This is a genomic window from uncultured Mycobacterium sp. (genome assembly GCF_964249325.1).
In the GTDB taxonomy this organism is placed as follows: domain Bacteria; phylum Actinomycetota; class Actinomycetes; order Mycobacteriales; family Mycobacteriaceae; genus Mycobacterium.
In genome coordinates this window covers 1-14437 of the sequence record NZ_CAXUCH010000103.1, presented here as the reverse complement: position 1 = coordinate 14437, position 14437 = coordinate 1, and the positions used below count along the sequence as shown (strand labels likewise).

Sequence of the window (14437 nt, the reverse complement as noted above, 5' to 3'; positions counted from 1 at the left end):
GGGTGGGCGGGTCGATGGTGCACTACGCCGGCTACACCCCCCGGTTCCACCCCAGCGATTTCGAGACCTTCAGCCGTGACCGGGTCGGGGCGGACTGGCCGATCAGCTACGCCGAACTGCTGCCGCATTACGAGCGTCTGGAACTCGAGCTCCCGGTGGCCGGCCAGGACTGGCCGTGGGGATACCCACACCGCTACCCCGCCTCGCCGCATCCGGTGTCAGCGGCTGCGATGAAACTGTGGGAAGGCTCGATCAAGCTCGGCATCGACATGCGGGTGGGCCCGGTCGGCATCGTCAACGGCACCTTCGGCAACCGGCCACATTGCATCTACCGCGGCTACTGTCTGCAGGGCTGCAAGGTCAACGCCAAGGCCAGCCCGTTCGTCACCCACCTGCCCGACGCGCTGGCCCACGGGGTCGAGGTTCGCGCGAACTGCATGGCGGCCCGCATCGAGTTAGACGAGCACGGACACGCCAGCGGCGTAACGTATTTTGCCGAAGACAGCCAGCAAGAGCGGCGTCAGCGCACCAAAGTCGTAGCGGTGGCAGGCTATTCGATCGAGACCCCGCGGTTGCTGCTCAATTCGCAGAGTCCCCGGTTCCCGAACGGCTTGTGCAACAACAACGACCAAGTTGGCCGCTACGTGATGGTGCAGGGCGCCACCCAAACGGCGGGCCGCTGGCCCGACGAGATACGGATGTACAAGGCGCCGCCGCCGGAGGTGTCCTCGGAGGAGTTCTATGAAACCGATCCCGATCGCGGTTTCGCTCGCGGCTTCTCGATCCAGACCGTGTCACCGCTGCCGATTGCCTGGGCCGAGCACGTGCTGGCCGACGGCCATTGGGGACCGGCGCTGCGGGAATACATGCGCGACTACAACCACTGGGCCACCGTCGGGGTGCTCAACGAGCTGCTCCCGCTAGCAGAAAACCGGGTCACGCTCGCCGACGACAAGGACCAATACGGCCTGCCGGTCGCGCGGTTCGACTACTCGCTGTGCGAGAACGACAAGGCCAACATGGAGTACTCCGCCAAGGTGATCACGAATATCCTGCACGCGGCCGATGCGCAAGACGTGCTGACCATTCAGCGTTTCGCCCACCTCATCGGCGGCGCGCGGATGGGCAGCGACCCGGACAGCAGCGTCGTGGACTCCAACCAGCGGACCTGGGCGGTGCCGAACCTTTTCCTCGCCGACGGTTCGGTGTGTCCGACGCAGGGCAGCGCCAACCCTGCGTTGACGATCATGGCGCTCGCTTCGCGGCTGGCCGAACGAATCATCCGCGGCGACGTCGACTCGAAGGGTGGGGCAAGGGCCAGCTCGATGCGTGCGTAACCTCGTCGGTATGCCAGTCAGCCATCCCCCCGTCAGGTACGACGAGTTCCCAAGTCTACGTATCGAACCGGGCACCGACGGTGTATTGCATGTGATTCTCGACGCACCGGGGCTCAATTCGGTTGGGCCGCAGATGCACCGGGACCTCGCCGACATCTGGCCCGAGATCGAGCGTGACCCCGAGGTCCGCGCGGTGCTCGTGCGTGGCGAAGGCAAAGCGTTCTCCTCCGGCGGCAGCTTCGACTTGATCGAAGAGACCATGGGGGATTTCGCCGACCGGATCCGCATCATGCGCGAGGCCCGCGATCTGGTGCTCAACATGGTCAACTTCGACAAGCCGGTGGTTTCGGCGATTCACGGGCCGGCGGTCGGCGCCGGCCTGGTGGTGGCCTTGCTGGCCGACATTTCGGTGGCCGGGCGCAGCGCCAAGATCATCGACGGGCACACCAAGCTCGGGGTGGCCGCCGGCGATCACGCCGCGATCTGCTGGCCGCTGCTGGTCGGCATGGCCAAGGCCAAGTACTACCTGCTGACCTGCCAGCCGCTCACCGGTGAGGAAGCCGAGCGCATCGGGCTGGTGTCCACCTGTGTCGACGACGACGAGGTGCTGTCCACCGCAACCTGGATCGCCGAAGATCTCGCGCGCGGAGCGCAAACCGCGATCCGGTGGACCAAACACTCCCTCAACCACTGGTACCGCATGTTCGCGCCCGCCTTCGAAACGGCCCTGGGCCTGGAATTCATCGGTTTCAGCGGCCCCGACGTGCAAGAAGGGCTGGCCGCCAACCGCGAGAAGCGCGCACCGCGCTTTAGCGCCGATCCCGAGGCCCGCCAGCTTCAGCCGTAGGCCGCGATGACGGCTTTGCTCTTCCGCGTCGCGGGCCCGACCGGCGAGCCTGTTCCCGCGTGTCGGTGGATAGGTCTAGCGTCAAAAGACGTGACCTCCCTCGAACCGGTCGCGTTCCGCGAGGCGGTGGCCGCGATGAACGCTGCCACCGTACGCGCTGAAATCGAGCTCGGCCCCATCCGGCCACCGCAGCGCCTCGCCCCGTTCAGCTACGCGCTGGGCGCCGAGGTCAAGCACCCCGAGCTCGACGTCGTCGCGGAGCGATCGGAAGGCTTGGAAAGAGGAGAAGCCTTCGGGCGGTTGATCCTGCTGTATGACCCCGACGGATCCGACGCATGGGACGGCACCATGCGGCTGGTCGCCTACATCCAGGCCGACTTGGACGCCAGCGAGGCAGTCGACCCGCTGCTACCCGAAGTTGCGTGGAGTTGGCTGGTCGATGCGCTGGACACCCGCGCCGACCACGTCACCGCACTCGGCGGTACCGTCACCGCCACCACCTCGGTGCGCTACGGCGACATCTCCGGACCGCCGCGCGCCCACCAACTGGAGCTGCGGGCGTCGTGGACGGCGACCACCCCCGAAATCGGCACCCATGTGGAGGCGTTCTGTGAGGTGCTCGAGCACGCCGCGGGACTACCGCCGGTAGGGGTGACCGACCTGGGCTCGCGTTCCCGCGCCTGACATGTCCGAAGCGGCAACCGATCAGCCCCGCATCGAGGCCGAGTCCACGCCAGTGCTGCACCCGGCCGACGGAGTACCGGATCTCTCGGTGACGGTCGGGCAGATCGCCGCGGCCGCCGACCAGTTAGCCAGCGGTCGCGGGCCGTTCGCGGTCGATGCCGAGCGGGCCTCGGGTTTCCGCTACTCCAACAGGGCCTATCTGATCCAGATCCGGCGTGCCGGTGCCGGCACGGTGCTCATCGATCCAGTCAGCCACGGAGCCGACCCGCTGACCGCGCTGCGGCCCGTCGCGCAAGTGCTGGCCGAGGACGAATGGATATTGCACGCCGCCGATCAGGATTTGCCGTGTCTGGCCGAAGTCGGCATGAGTCCGCCGGCGCTGTATGACACCGAGCTGGCCGGGCGGCTGGCCGGCTTCGACCGGGTCAACCTGGCGGCCATGGTGCAGCGACTGCTCGGGCTGGGCTTGGCGAAGGGACACGGCGCGGCCGACTGGTCGAAGCGGCCGCTGCCGCCGGCATGGTTGAACTATGCCGCGCTCGACGTCGAGCTGCTCGTCGAATTGCGGGAAGCCGTCGCGGCGGCGCTGGCCGAGCAAGGCAAAGCACGTTGGGCTGCAGAGGAATTCGAGTACTTGCGGACTTCAGCGGCGTTGGCGGCGCCGACCACTCGGCGCGACTACTGGCAACGCACGTCTGGCATCCACCGGGTGCGCGACCGGCGCGGCCTGGCCGCGGTGCGCGAGTTGTGGACCGCGCGCGACCGCATCGCGCAGCGCCGCGACATCGCGCCCGGCCGCATTCTGCCCGATTCGGCGATCGTCGACGCGGCCATCGCCGACCCGAAGACAGTCCAGGATCTGTTGGCGCTGCCGGTGTTCGGCGGGCCCAAGCAGCGCCGCAGCGCCGCGACGTGGTTGGCAGCGCTGGAAGAGGCCCGGAAACATCCGGAGCCTGCCGAGGAGCTGGAACCACCCAACGGGCCGCCGCCCGCGGCTCGGTGGGCCAAGCGCAGGCCGGAGGCCGCGGTGCGGTTGGACGCGGCACGCGCAGCGTTGGCGGAGCTGTCGCAGCGGGTATCGGTGCCGGTCGAGAACCTGGTCTCCCCCGACCTGGTGCGACGGCTGTGCTGGGACTGGGACGGCGGCCGGGAAACTAATGGGGAGCGGGTGATCGACGAGTTTCTGACCGCCGGGCAGGCCCGGCCCTGGCAGCGCGAGCTCGTAGTTCCGGTTTTGGCCGCTGCGCTGGGGCAGGCCGTCAATTAGTCCAGGCGCTCGGTGATCTGAGCTTCGGCGACGGAGTTGCCCAATGCTGCGACCCAGCCGGTGATTTGGCGGGCCACGTCTTGCTCGGTCAACCCCGCGTCGGCGAAGACCTCACTTCGCGAACCGTGGTCGTAGAACCGCTGCGGTAGACCCACATCGCGACACGGTATGTCGATCTCGGCACGTCTCAATGCCGCCGAAACAGCGCTGCCCACACCGCCGTTCACGCCGTTGTCTTCCAGCGCGACAACCAGCTTGTGGCCGATCGCCAAGTCACGCACCGCGTCCGGCACCGGTAACACCCAGCGCGGGTCGATCACCGTCACGCCGATGCCCTGATTGCGCAGCCGCTTGGCCACCGCCAGCGCCATCGGAGCGAACGCTCCGACCACCACCAGTAACACGTCGGGGCTCAGCCCCTCGGCCGGCACCGCCAGGACGTCCACCCCGGACTTTCGCTCGATTGCCGGAATATCTTCGCCCACATCACCTCTGGGGAACCGAATCGCGGTCGGACCGTCGTTGATGTCGAGCGCTTCACCGAGTTCCTCACGCAGGCGGGTGGCGTCTCGGGGGGCGGCGACGCGCATGCCGGGCACGATGGCCAGCATCGACAGGTCCCACATGCCGTTGTGGCTGGCGCCGTCGGGGCCGGTGATGCCCGCCCGGTCGAGCACCAGGGTGACCGGCAGCTTGTGCAGCGCCACGTCCATCATGATTTGGTCGAACGCCCGGTTGAGGAACGTCGAGTAGATCGCCACCACCGGGTGTAGCCCGCCCATCGCTAAACCGGCCGCCGAGGTCAGCGCATGCTGCTCGGCGATGCCGACGTCGAACAACCGGTCCGGAAACCGCCGCCCGAACGCCGTCAGCCCGGTGGGCCCGGGCATAGCGGCGGTGATCGCGACGATGTCGCGGCGTTTGGCACCGTAGGCGACCAGCGCGTCGGCGAAGGTTGCCGTCCAGCCGGGCCCCGGCACCTTGGTGGCCGCCCCGGTCGCCGGGTCGATCACGCCGCAGGAATGCATCTGCTCGGCCTCGTCGGCCTCCGCCGGCGGATAGCCCATCCCTTTGCGGGTGGCGACGTGCACGATCACCGGGCCGCCGAAGCCGCGTGCGTGGCGCAGCGCGGACTCCACGGCGTGCTCGTCGTGGCCGTCGACCGGACCGACGTATTTGAGCCCGAGGTCGGTGAACAACAGCTGCGGGGACAACGCGTCTTTGATGCCGGCTTTGGCGCTGTGCATGAGGTGGTAGACCAGTTCGCCGATGACCGGCATGCCCCGCACCGCGCCGCGGCCCTTCTCCAGCAGGTGCTCATAGGCGGGCTGCAGCCGCAGCGCGGCCAGGCGGTCGGCGAAAGCGCCGATGGTGGGTGCGTAGCTGCGGCCGTTGTCGTTGACGACGATCACCACCGGCCGGCGGGCCGCGGCGATGTTGTTCAGCGCCTCCCAGCACATGCCGCCGGTCAGCGCGCCGTCGCCGACCACCGCCACCACGTGCCGGTTGCGGTGACCGGTCAGCTCGAACGCCTTGGCCAGCCCGTCGGCGTAGGACAGCGCCGCGCTGGCGTGGCTGGACTCGACCCAGTCGTGCTCGCTTTCCGCGCGGCTCGGATACCCGGACAGGCCACCCTTCTTACGCAGCGTCTCGAAATCGGCGCAGCGCCCAGTCAGCATCTTGTGCACGTACGCCTGGTGGCCGGTGTCGAAGATGATCGGATCGTGCGGGGAGTCGAACACCCGGTGCAGCGCCAGCGTCAGCTCGACGACACCGAGGTTGGGTCCTAGGTGGCCTCCCGTGGCAGCCACTTTGTGGATCAGAAACTGCCGAATCTCCTGCGCCAGATCCTTGAGCTCAGCTTGCGAAAGGGGCTGCAGATCAGCTGGGCCGCGGATCCGTTCAAGCATTTCGCCAGTGTACGCAGGCCCGCGCAGATCGCGGCAAGCCAAACGCGGCACGAGGGGCTCACCGACGTATCGTCGCGGTATGCGCGCAGAGGAGATCGCCGAAGATTTCCCAGTCGTGAGCATCGACTCTGGGGCACTCGATGCCGCCCGCCTGCTCGCCGAGCATCGGCTGCCTGGGATCGTCGTCACCGACCAGTCCGGCAAGCCGTACGCGGTGCTGCCGGCTTCCCAAGTCGTCCGGTTCATCCTGCCCCGCTATGTGCAAGATGACCCCTCGCTGGCCGGCGTGCTCAACGAGTCGATGGCTGACCGGGCCGCGGAAAAGCTGGGCGGCAAGAAAGTCCGCGACGTGCTGCCCGAGCACTTGGTGGAGATACCGGCAGCCGACGCCGACGACACCATCATCGAGGTGGCGACTCTGATGGCGCGGCTGCGCAGTCCGTTGATCGCAGTGGTCAAAGAGGGCACGCTGCTCGGGGTGATCACCGCGTCGCGCCTGTTGGCCGCGGCGCTGAAGCATTGATTTCACCGGAGCGCCGATGAGCGCCGTCGCGGTCACCGTATTCGTGATCGCCTACGTCTTGATCGCCCGCGACCGCCTCAACCGAACAATGGTGGCGCTGACCGGCGCCGCGATCGTGGTCACCTTGCCGGTGATCAGGTCCCACGACGTCTTCTACTCCCACGCCACCGGAATCGACTGGGACGTCATCTTTTTGCTGCTGGGCATGATGATCATCGTCAGCGTGCTGCGCCAGACCGGCGTCTTCGAATACGTCGCGATCTGGGCCACCAAACGCGCAAGAGGCTCCCCGCTGCGCATCATGATTCTGCTGGTGCTGGTCACCGCGTTCGGGTCGGCAACCCTGGACAACGTCACCACGGTGTTGCTGATCGCGCCGGTGACCTTGTTGGTCTGCGACCGGCTGGAGATCAACGCGGCGCCGTTTTTGATGGCCGAGGCATTCGCCTCCAACATCGGCGGCAACGCGACGTTGGTCGGCGACCCGCCCAACATCATCATCGCTAGCCGGGCAGGGCTGTCGTTCAACGACTTCCTGATCCACCTGAGCCCGCTGGTCGTCATCGTCATCGGCGTGTTCATCGCACTGCTGCCCCGACTGTTCCGGGGCGCGTTCGCAGTCGACCCGGAGCGCGTCGCCGACGTCATGGCGCTGGAAGAACGCGAAGCCATCCGCGATCGGAGCCTGCTGGTCAAATGCGGGGTGGTGATGATCCTGGTGTTCGCCGGATTCCTGGCCCACGCAGCCCTGCGTATGGATCCGTCGGTCGTGGCGCTGTTGGGCGCCGGCATCCTGATCGTGATTTCCGGGCTGGAACGCTCGGATTACCTGTCCAGCGTCGAGTGGGACACGCTGCTGTTCTTCGCCGGGCTGTTCGTCATGGTCGGCGCTTTGGTCAAGACCGGTGTCGTCAACTCGTTGGCGCGATCGGCCATTACAGCCACCGGCGGCAACGCGTTGCTGACCACGATGCTGGTGCTGGCCGCGTCGCTGGTGTTCGGCGGCGTCATCAACAACGTTCCGTATGCCGCGACGATGGCACCGATCGTCGGCGAACTGGTGCCGTCCATGGTCGGCCAGGTCAACCCGGACGTGTTGTGGTGGGCGCTTGCGCTGGGCACCGGCTTCGGCGGCAACCTCACCGCGGTCGGGGCCAGCGCCAACGTCGTCATCCTCGGAATCGCAAGGCGCGCAGACAGTCCCATTTCGTTTTGGGAATTCACCCGCAAGGGCGCGGTGGTCACGGCGATGTCGCTCGCGCTGACCGCGCTGTACCTGTGGGTGCGCTACTTCGTCTTGGTCTGACGTGTGTTCGCCTAGCGGGTCAGCAGCGCCACACACTCCACGTGATGAGTCAGCGGGAAGGCGTCGAACACCCGCAGCTTCTCGACGATGTAGCCGCGCTCACGGTAGAGGCCGATATCGCGTGCGAAAGACGCTGCCTCGCAACCGATGTGCACCAGCCGCGGAACTCCGGCGGCGGCCAACAGGTCGATGACCTCACGCCCGGCGCCTGAGCGCGGCGGATCAAGCACCGCAACATCCGCCGCGACGGATTGCGTCGTCAGCGCGCGGCGCACCGAATCGGTGATCACCTGCACTTGCGGCAAATCCGTCAATGCGGCCCGGGCAGCCCGCGACGCCGCTCGAGCCGTGTCGACGCTCAATACCCGCCCCGACTTCCCCACCGCCTCGGCCAGCACGGCGGCGAACAGTCCCGCGCCGCCGTAGAGGTCCCAGGTTGTCATCCCGGCGGCCGGCCGCGCCCAGTCGCGCACCATGGCGCTGTAGACCTGCGCCGCGTCGCGGTGAGCCTGCCAGAACGCCGTCACCGGGATCCGCCAGCTGCGCCCGCCTGCCCGCTGGACCGCCTGATAGTTGCCCTCGACTACGTCGGCCACGGTTCTGCGGCCCTGTTTCACCGTTTGCACCACATGCCGCTGCCCGTCGTCGTCGACCGCGATGTGCAGCTGTGCGGCCGGCGGCCACTCGGCCGAAGCCAAACCGTCGACCATCGCCTCCGGCAACTGCCCGCAACGCAAGTCGGTGACCAGGTCGTCGCTGTGATAACGGTGAAAGCCGGCCCGCCCGTCGGCGCCCACATCGAGGCGCACTCGCGTTCGCCAACCCGTCGGACCCGCCGCGCCAAGCACTTCGGCCTCGCCGTGCCAGCGGTAACCACCCAGGCGCGCCAGCTGGTTGGTGACCACTTGCGCCTTGAGAGCGCGCGCCGCCGGTGGGTCGACGAACGCCAGATCGCAGCAGCCGGCGCCGTGGACTCCGGCGATCGGGCACAGTGACGCTATCCGATCGGGTGACGGGTCGATTACCTCCACAGCCTCGGCGTGCCAATAAGAGCCGCGGTCGGCGGTGACCCGTGCCAGCACCCGCTCACCGGGCAGCGCGTAGCGCACGAACACCACCCGGCCCTCGTGGCGTGCCACGCAGCTGCCGCCGTTGGCGGGAACGTCAACCGTCAACGTCAGGTCAGGGGTCTCGGTCACCGCGTTGGTCAATCGAAGATTCCCCGTCGGGCGTCGCCGGGCGCGGCGTGCGGCTGCAGCGCCTTGACCCGCTCCGACGAACTCAGTTGCCAGGGAACCGAAGTCACCATCACCCCGTGCATGAACAGCAGCCGGCCTTTGAGCCGAAGCGCGCTTTGATTGTGCAGCAGCTGTTCCCACCAGTGGCCCACCACATACTCCGGGATGAACACCGTCACCACGGTGCGGGCCGACTCTTTGCTGGCCCGTTTCACGTAATCCAACACCGGGCGGGTGACTTCGCGATACGGCGACGCGATCACCTTGAGCGGCACGCTGATATCACTGTCCTCCCATTTGCGCACCAGCTCACGGGTTTCGGCGTCGTCGACGCTGACCGTGACGGCTTCCAGCACGTCGGGCCGGGTGGCCCGCGCGTAGGCCAGCGCACGCAGTGTCGGCAGATGCAACTTCGACACCAGCACCACAGCGTGGTTGCGGCTCGGCAACACCACGTCTTTGTCGGCTGCGGCCTGCTCCTCCAGTTCCTGGCTGACGGTGTTGTAGTGCCGGCGGATCAGCTTCATGATCAGGAACAGCGAGCCCATCGCGACAACCGCGATCCAGGCTCCGGCAAGGAACTTGGTGATCAGCACCACGAACAGCACGGTGCCGGTGGACAGGAACCCGATCGTGTTGACCACGCGGGAGCGCATCATCTTGCGCCGCAGCGACGGATCGGACTCGTTGCGCAACAATCGGGTCCAGTGCCGGACCATGCCAATCTGGCTCAGCGTGAACGAAATGAACACGCCGACGATGTAGAGCTGGATCAGCGCGGTCACCTGCGCGCGGAACGCGATGATCGCCGCCAGTGCCGCCAGGGACAAGAACAGGATGCCGTTGGAGAACGCCAGCCGGTCTCCACGGGTATGCAGTTGGCGCGGCAGATAGCTGTGCTGCGCAAGAACCGAACCCAGCACCGGGAAACCGTTGAACGCGGTGTTGGCCGCCAGCACCAGGATCAGCGCGGTCACCGTGGCGATCAGCAACAACCCGAGATGGAAGCTGCCGAACACCGCCCCCGCCAGCTGGGTGACGAGCGTTTTCTGGTGATAATCCAAAGGCGTACCCACCAGCTGCTTATCGGGGTCGTCGACGACCTGCACACCGGTCTTTTCGGCGAGCACGATGATGCCCATGAACAACGTCACCGCGATGGTACCCAGCATCAGCAATGTCGTTGCGGCGTTACGCGACTTGGGTTTCCGAAACGCCGGCACGCCGTTGCTGATCGCCTCCACACCGGTCAGTGCCGCACAGCCCGACGAAAACGACCGCGCCACCAGAAACATCAGCGCTAAACCGGCGATCTTGCTGTTTTCGGCGCGCATCACGAAACCGGCGGATTCGGCGTGCAGCGGCTCACCCAGCGCGTAAATACGGATCAGTCCCCAACCGAGCATGATGATTAAACCGACGATGAAGGCGTAGGTGGGAATCGCGAACGCCACCCCGGATTCCCGCACCCCGCGCAGGTTCATCGCCATCACTAAAAGGATCGCGGTGACCGAGAACAGCACCTTGTGGTCGGCCACGAACGGGATCGCCGAGCCGATGTTCGACATCGCCGATGCTGTCGAAACAGCAACGGTCAGAACATAATCCACCATCAGCGCACTGGCCACCAGCAGGCCGGCGTTGTCGCCCAGGTTGGTGGTCACCACTTCGTAGTCCCCACCGCCGGACGGGTAGGCGCGCACGTTCTGCCGGTAGCTGGCCACCACCACCAACATGACCACGGCCACCGCCAGCCCGATCCACGGCGTCATCGAGTAGGCGGCCAACCCGGCGACCGAGAGCATCAGGAAGATCTCCTCGGGGGCGTACGCCACCGAGGACAGCGCGTCCGAGGCGAACACCGGCAGCGCGATCCGCTTGGGCAGCAGGGTGTGGCTCAGTCGATCGCTACGGAACGGCCGACCCAAAACCAATCGGCGCGCCGCGGTCGAGAGTTTGGACACGAGAGCCAAGGGTAAGCCCACGCGACGCTGGCGGTAGCGTTCCTTAGAGGGGAACTCTCCGGGTACAAATCGGCGGGCCAACGGGGCTGCCGACCGGGCCCCAAGCAGAGGCTGCTGCCGAAGGGACCTCAGGTGCGGGTAGTAGTGATGGGGTGCGGCCGGGTGGGCGCTGCCGTGGCCGACGGGCTGTTCCGGATCGGACACGACGTGGCGGTCATCGACCGCGACAGCACCGCCTTCAACCGGCTCAGCCCCGACTTCGCGGGTGAACGGGTGCTGGGGCTGGGATTCGACCGCGACGTGCTGCTGCGAGCGGGCATCGAGGAAGCCGGCGCCTTCGCCGCCGTGTCCTCGGGGGATAACTCCAACATCATCTCGGCCCGGCTGGCCCGCGAAACATGGGGTGTGCAGCGCGTTGTCGCGCGAATCTACGACGCCAAACGCGCTGCGGTGTACGAGCGGCTCGGCATCCCCACGATTGCCACGGTCCCCTGGACCACCGACCGGCTGCTCAACGCACTGCTGCGGGAAAGCGAGACCACCAAGTGGCGCGACCCGACCGGCACCGTCGCCCTCGTCGAGCTGGTCATGCATGAAGACTGGGTGGGCCACCGCATCACCGATCTGGAAGACGCCACGGGCGCCCGGGTCGCGTTCATGATCCGCTTCGGCAGCGGGCTGCTGCCCGAACCGAAAACCGTTATCCAGGCCGGCGACCAGGTGTACGTCGCCGCGATCGCCGGACGCGCCACCGAGGCGCAGGCCATCGCCGCGCGGCCGCCGAGTGAGGACCTTGGAGCATGAGCGCAACGATGAAGTCCGTGGTGGAGGAGTGGCGGGAATGAAACGCGCCGACGACGATGATGCTGGCGCAGCCACGATCGAGGGGTGGCGCAGATGAAAGTTGCGATCTCCGGGGCCGGAGCGGTCGGCCGTTCGATCGCCCGCGAGCTCACCGAGAGCGGTCATGAGGTGACGTTGATCGAACGCAACATCGACCACGTCGACGTCGACGCCATCCCCGCCGCGCACTGGCGGTTGGGTGACGCCTGCGAGCTGAGCTTGCTGGAGTCGGTGCACCTCGAAGACTTCGACGTCGTGGTCGCCGCCACCGGCGACGACAAAGCCAACGTGGTGCTGAGCTTGCTGGCCAAAACGGAGTTCGCGGTGCCTCGCGTGGTGGCCCGGGTCAACGATCCCCGCAACGAGTGGCTTTTCACCGATGCCTGGGGCGTGGACGTGGCCGTGTCGACCCCGCGGATCCTGGCGTCCTTGGTCGAGGAAGCGGTCGCAGTCGGCGACCTGGTGCGGCTGATGGAGTTCCGCAAAGGCCAGGCCAACCTGGTCGAGATCACCTTGCCCGACGACACCCCCTGGGGCGGTAAGCCGGTGCGCAGGCTGCAGCTACCGCGCGACGCCGCGCTGGTGACGATATTGCGCGGCCCGCGGGTTATCGTGCCGGCACCCGACGAGCCGCTGGAAGGCGGCGACGAACTGCTGTTCGTGGCGGTTACCGAGGTTGAGGAGGAGCTGAGTCAGCTGCTGCTGCCGGCGCACCAGCCGAACGCATCGCACGTTGCGCAGCCTTGATCGCCAGGTAGGTCAGCGCCGCCGCCGCGGCAGTCAGCGGCCAGCCCATCCCGATCCGGGCCGCGGCCAGCCAGCCGGTCTGGTCGGCGTCGTAGAGCAACCGCTGCACCACGAACCGCGCGCTAAACACCAGCACCCACGCCAGCGTCGCGGCGTCGAAGGCCAACACCGCGCGACGCACCCGTCGCCAGCTGAGGTCGTGCCCGCTGGCCCAGCTCCACACGTAACCGACCAGCGGACGCCGGATCGCCACCGACAGCGCGAAGATCACCGCCCACACCAGCGACATCCAGATGCCCAACAGGAAATAGCCCTTCGATTGCCCGACCGCGTAGGCGACCAACGCGCAGCAGGCGACGCCGAAGAAACCGGACACCGCCGGCTGCGTCGACTCCCGCCGGGCCAGGCGCAGCAGCAAGATCACCGCGGCGACGGCCAACGCAGCACCGATAGCGGGCAGCAAACCGAAAACGCCGGAAACGCCGACGAAGACCACCACCGGCAGCGACGAGTAGATGAGCCCGCTGACCCCGCCCAGCTGTGCGAGCGGGCGGTCGTCGCCGCTGCGATCAGCAGCCATGGCTTACACCGATGGGCGTGACGCCGTCACTGTCCCGCGACGTCACCGCTGAATTTCGTAGTGCGGGTTGTAGATCGCCTTGGCACCGCTTTCCAGCGTGCCCAGCCGGCCCCGCACCCGCAGCGTGCGGCCCGACTCGATGCCGGGTATGCGCCGCTGCCCCAACCACACCAACGTCACGGTGTCGGTGCCGTCGAACAATTCCGCGCGGACCCCGCCGGCGCAGCCCTTGGCGTTGGCTTCGACGCTGCGCAAGGTGCCCACCATGGTGACCTCTTGGCCCCGCTGGCAGTCGATTGCCCGCTGGGCCCCGGTGTTGAGCGCCTCGTCGGACAACTCCTCGACGTCGAGTTGCTCCGGGTCTTCCGTCAACCGACGGGTGAGCCGGCGCAGATAACTTGCGGCCGTCATGGCCTCTCCTGACGCTTCTGCCAGTCCATCATGGACGCCATCTACTTATGCCAACGGACACCGTAGACCTGTTGGTTCCCCAATGCCACACACTCCCTCGGGGTGGCGTCGGAGTACCCACAAACCCCAGGCACTATCAGGGGGTGGCTGTGAATTTGCGCGGTGTCACCACTGTGGTGTTGCCCGGCACCGGCTCCGACGACGATTACGTCGCCCGGGCTTTTTCGGGCCCGCTGCACAAGGCCGGCGCGGTGGTGATCGCCCACCGGCCGCAGCCCGGACGGCTGATCGACGGCTACTTTGCCGCCATGGACGCCGCTGCTGCGGCCGGTCCGATCGCGGTCGGGGGTGTGTCGATCGGCGCCGCGGTGGCGGTCGCGTGGGCGCTGGACCATCCCGAGAGCGCGGTCGCCGTGCTCGCGGCGTTGCCCGCCTGGACCGGTGCGCCGGCAAGCGCCCCGGCCGCCGACGCGGCACGGCACTCGGCGCATCAGCTTCGGCGCGACGGCCTGGCGGCGACGACAACGCAGATGCGTGAATCCAGCCCGCGCTGGCTGGGCGACGAACTGGCCCGGTCGTGGCAGCGCCAGTGGCCGCGACTGCCCGACGCCATGGACGAAGCGGCCACCTATGTCGCGCCGACCTGCGCAGAGCTTGCGCGGCTTGCCGCACCGCTGGCGGTGGCGGTCGCGACCGACGACCCGATTCATCCCGTTCACGTCGGTGTCGAGTGGGTCAACGCCGCGCCGCGCGCTGCGCTCCGGACCGTCACACTGGATC

The 14437-nt window shown here is 67.4% G+C and carries 14 protein-coding genes; 9 read left to right on the top strand and 5 right to left on the bottom strand.

Translation table 11 applies throughout. From position 1 onward, the window contains the following. Positions 1-2 precede the first annotated feature (2 nt). The 4 genes from ACFE99_RS14200 to ACFE99_RS14185 all read left to right on the top strand — a co-directional run bounded on the left by ACFE99_RS14200 (position 3) and on the right by ACFE99_RS14185 (position 4135). The gene (locus ACFE99_RS14200; protein WP_375486291.1) at positions 3-1337 is read left to right on the top strand and encodes a GMC family oxidoreductase; all 1335 of its coding nucleotides are present in this window, start codon (positions 3-5) and stop codon (positions 1335-1337) included. A 10-nt stretch (positions 1338-1347) separates the two neighbouring features. Then, entirely contained in the window at positions 1348-2184 is an 837-nt protein-coding gene (locus ACFE99_RS14195; RefSeq protein ID WP_375486289.1) for an enoyl-CoA hydratase/isomerase family protein, read from the top strand. Between the two features lie 135 nt (positions 2185-2319). Continuing rightward, on the top strand, positions 2320-2868 hold the full coding sequence (locus ACFE99_RS14190; protein ID WP_375486293.1) for a DUF3000 domain-containing protein: 549 nt from the start codon (positions 2320-2322) through the stop codon (positions 2866-2868). A gap of 1 nt (position 2869) precedes the next feature. Continuing rightward, a complete protein-coding gene (locus ACFE99_RS14185; protein WP_375486286.1) occupies positions 2870-4135 on the top strand; it encodes an HRDC domain-containing protein in 1266 nt (421 codons plus the stop codon). On the opposite strand, the gene dxs is transcribed toward ACFE99_RS14185, so the two are convergent. Beyond that, a complete protein-coding gene (dxs, locus tag ACFE99_RS14180; protein ID WP_375486284.1) occupies positions 4132-6045 on the bottom strand; it encodes a 1-deoxy-D-xylulose-5-phosphate synthase in 1914 nt (637 codons plus the stop codon). The genes ACFE99_RS14185 and dxs overlap by 4 nt on opposite strands. Before the next feature lie 79 nt (positions 6046-6124). Between dxs and ACFE99_RS14175 the strand changes: the two genes are divergently transcribed. Both ACFE99_RS14175 and ACFE99_RS14170 read left to right on the top strand, forming a co-directional pair. Next, complete coding sequence (locus ACFE99_RS14175; RefSeq protein WP_375486282.1) at positions 6125-6568, top strand: CBS domain-containing protein; 444 nt, start codon at positions 6125-6127, stop codon at positions 6566-6568. A gap of 16 nt (positions 6569-6584) precedes the next feature. Then, positions 6585-7874 (top strand): SLC13 family permease, encoded by a 1290-nt coding sequence (locus tag ACFE99_RS14170; RefSeq protein ID WP_375486280.1) that lies wholly within the window; start codon positions 6585-6587, stop codon positions 7872-7874. A gap of 11 nt (positions 7875-7885) precedes the next feature. Here ACFE99_RS14170 and ACFE99_RS14165 read toward each other — a convergent pair whose 3' ends face one another. Further along, on the bottom strand, positions 7886-9085 hold the full coding sequence (locus ACFE99_RS14165; RefSeq protein ID WP_375486278.1) for a class I SAM-dependent RNA methyltransferase: 1200 nt from the start codon (positions 9083-9085) through the stop codon (positions 7886-7888). After that, complete coding sequence (locus tag ACFE99_RS14160; protein ID WP_375486276.1) at positions 9082-11076, bottom strand: APC family permease; 1995 nt, start codon at positions 11074-11076, stop codon at positions 9082-9084. Before ACFE99_RS14160 ends, ACFE99_RS14165 begins: the two co-directional genes overlap by 4 nt. 132 nt (positions 11077-11208) lie before the next feature. On the opposite strand from ACFE99_RS14160, the gene ACFE99_RS14155 reads away from it, so the two are divergent. Next, a complete protein-coding gene (locus ACFE99_RS14155; protein WP_375486274.1) occupies positions 11209-11880 on the top strand; it encodes a potassium channel family protein in 672 nt (223 codons plus the stop codon). A gap of 93 nt (positions 11881-11973) precedes the next feature. Further along, positions 11974-12666: a potassium channel family protein gene (locus ACFE99_RS14150; protein WP_375486272.1), complete on the top strand. Its 693-nt coding sequence runs from the start codon at positions 11974-11976 to the stop codon at positions 12664-12666. Here ACFE99_RS14150 and ACFE99_RS14145 read toward each other — a convergent pair. Both ACFE99_RS14145 and ACFE99_RS14140 read right to left on the bottom strand, forming a co-directional pair. Beyond that, positions 12587-13246: a DUF3159 domain-containing protein gene (locus tag ACFE99_RS14145; RefSeq protein WP_375486270.1), complete on the bottom strand. Its 660-nt coding sequence runs from the start codon at positions 13244-13246 to the stop codon at positions 12587-12589. The genes ACFE99_RS14150 and ACFE99_RS14145 overlap by 80 nt on opposite strands. A 42-nt stretch (positions 13247-13288) precedes the next feature. Beyond that, the gene (locus ACFE99_RS14140; RefSeq protein WP_375486268.1) at positions 13289-13657 is read right to left on the bottom strand and encodes an OB-fold nucleic acid binding domain-containing protein; all 369 of its coding nucleotides are present in this window, start codon (positions 13655-13657) and stop codon (positions 13289-13291) included. A 143-nt stretch (positions 13658-13800) separates the two neighbouring features. Here ACFE99_RS14140 and ACFE99_RS14135 point away from each other — a divergent pair. Continuing rightward, positions 13801-14437, top strand: a 637-nt coding sequence (locus ACFE99_RS14135; protein ID WP_375486266.1) for an alpha/beta hydrolase, incomplete at its 3' end; no start/stop codon positions are given.

Coding starts and splice junctions, on each gene's coding strand:
- ACFE99_RS14195 (WP_375486289.1), top strand. CDS start 1,348: ATGCCAGTCAGCCATCCCCCCGTCAGGTACGACGAGTTCCCAAGTCTA.
- ACFE99_RS14190 (WP_375486293.1), top strand. CDS start 2,320: ATGAACGCTGCCACCGTACGCGCTGAAATCGAGCTCGGCCCCATCCGG.
- ACFE99_RS14185 (WP_375486286.1), top strand. CDS start 2,870: ATGTCCGAAGCGGCAACCGATCAGCCCCGCATCGAGGCCGAGTCCACG.
- dxs (WP_375486284.1), bottom strand. CDS start 6,045: ATGCTTGAACGGATCCGCGGCCCAGCTGATCTGCAGCCCCTTTCGCAA.
- ACFE99_RS14175 (WP_375486282.1), top strand. CDS start 6,125: ATGCGCGCAGAGGAGATCGCCGAAGATTTCCCAGTCGTGAGCATCGAC.
- ACFE99_RS14170 (WP_375486280.1), top strand. CDS start 6,585: ATGAGCGCCGTCGCGGTCACCGTATTCGTGATCGCCTACGTCTTGATC.
- ACFE99_RS14150 (WP_375486272.1), top strand. CDS start 11,974: ATGAAAGTTGCGATCTCCGGGGCCGGAGCGGTCGGCCGTTCGATCGCC.
- ACFE99_RS14145 (WP_375486270.1), bottom strand. CDS start 13,246: ATGGCTGCTGATCGCAGCGGCGACGACCGCCCGCTCGCACAGCTGGGC.
- ACFE99_RS14140 (WP_375486268.1), bottom strand. CDS start 13,657: ATGACGGCCGCAAGTTATCTGCGCCGGCTCACCCGTCGGTTGACGGAA.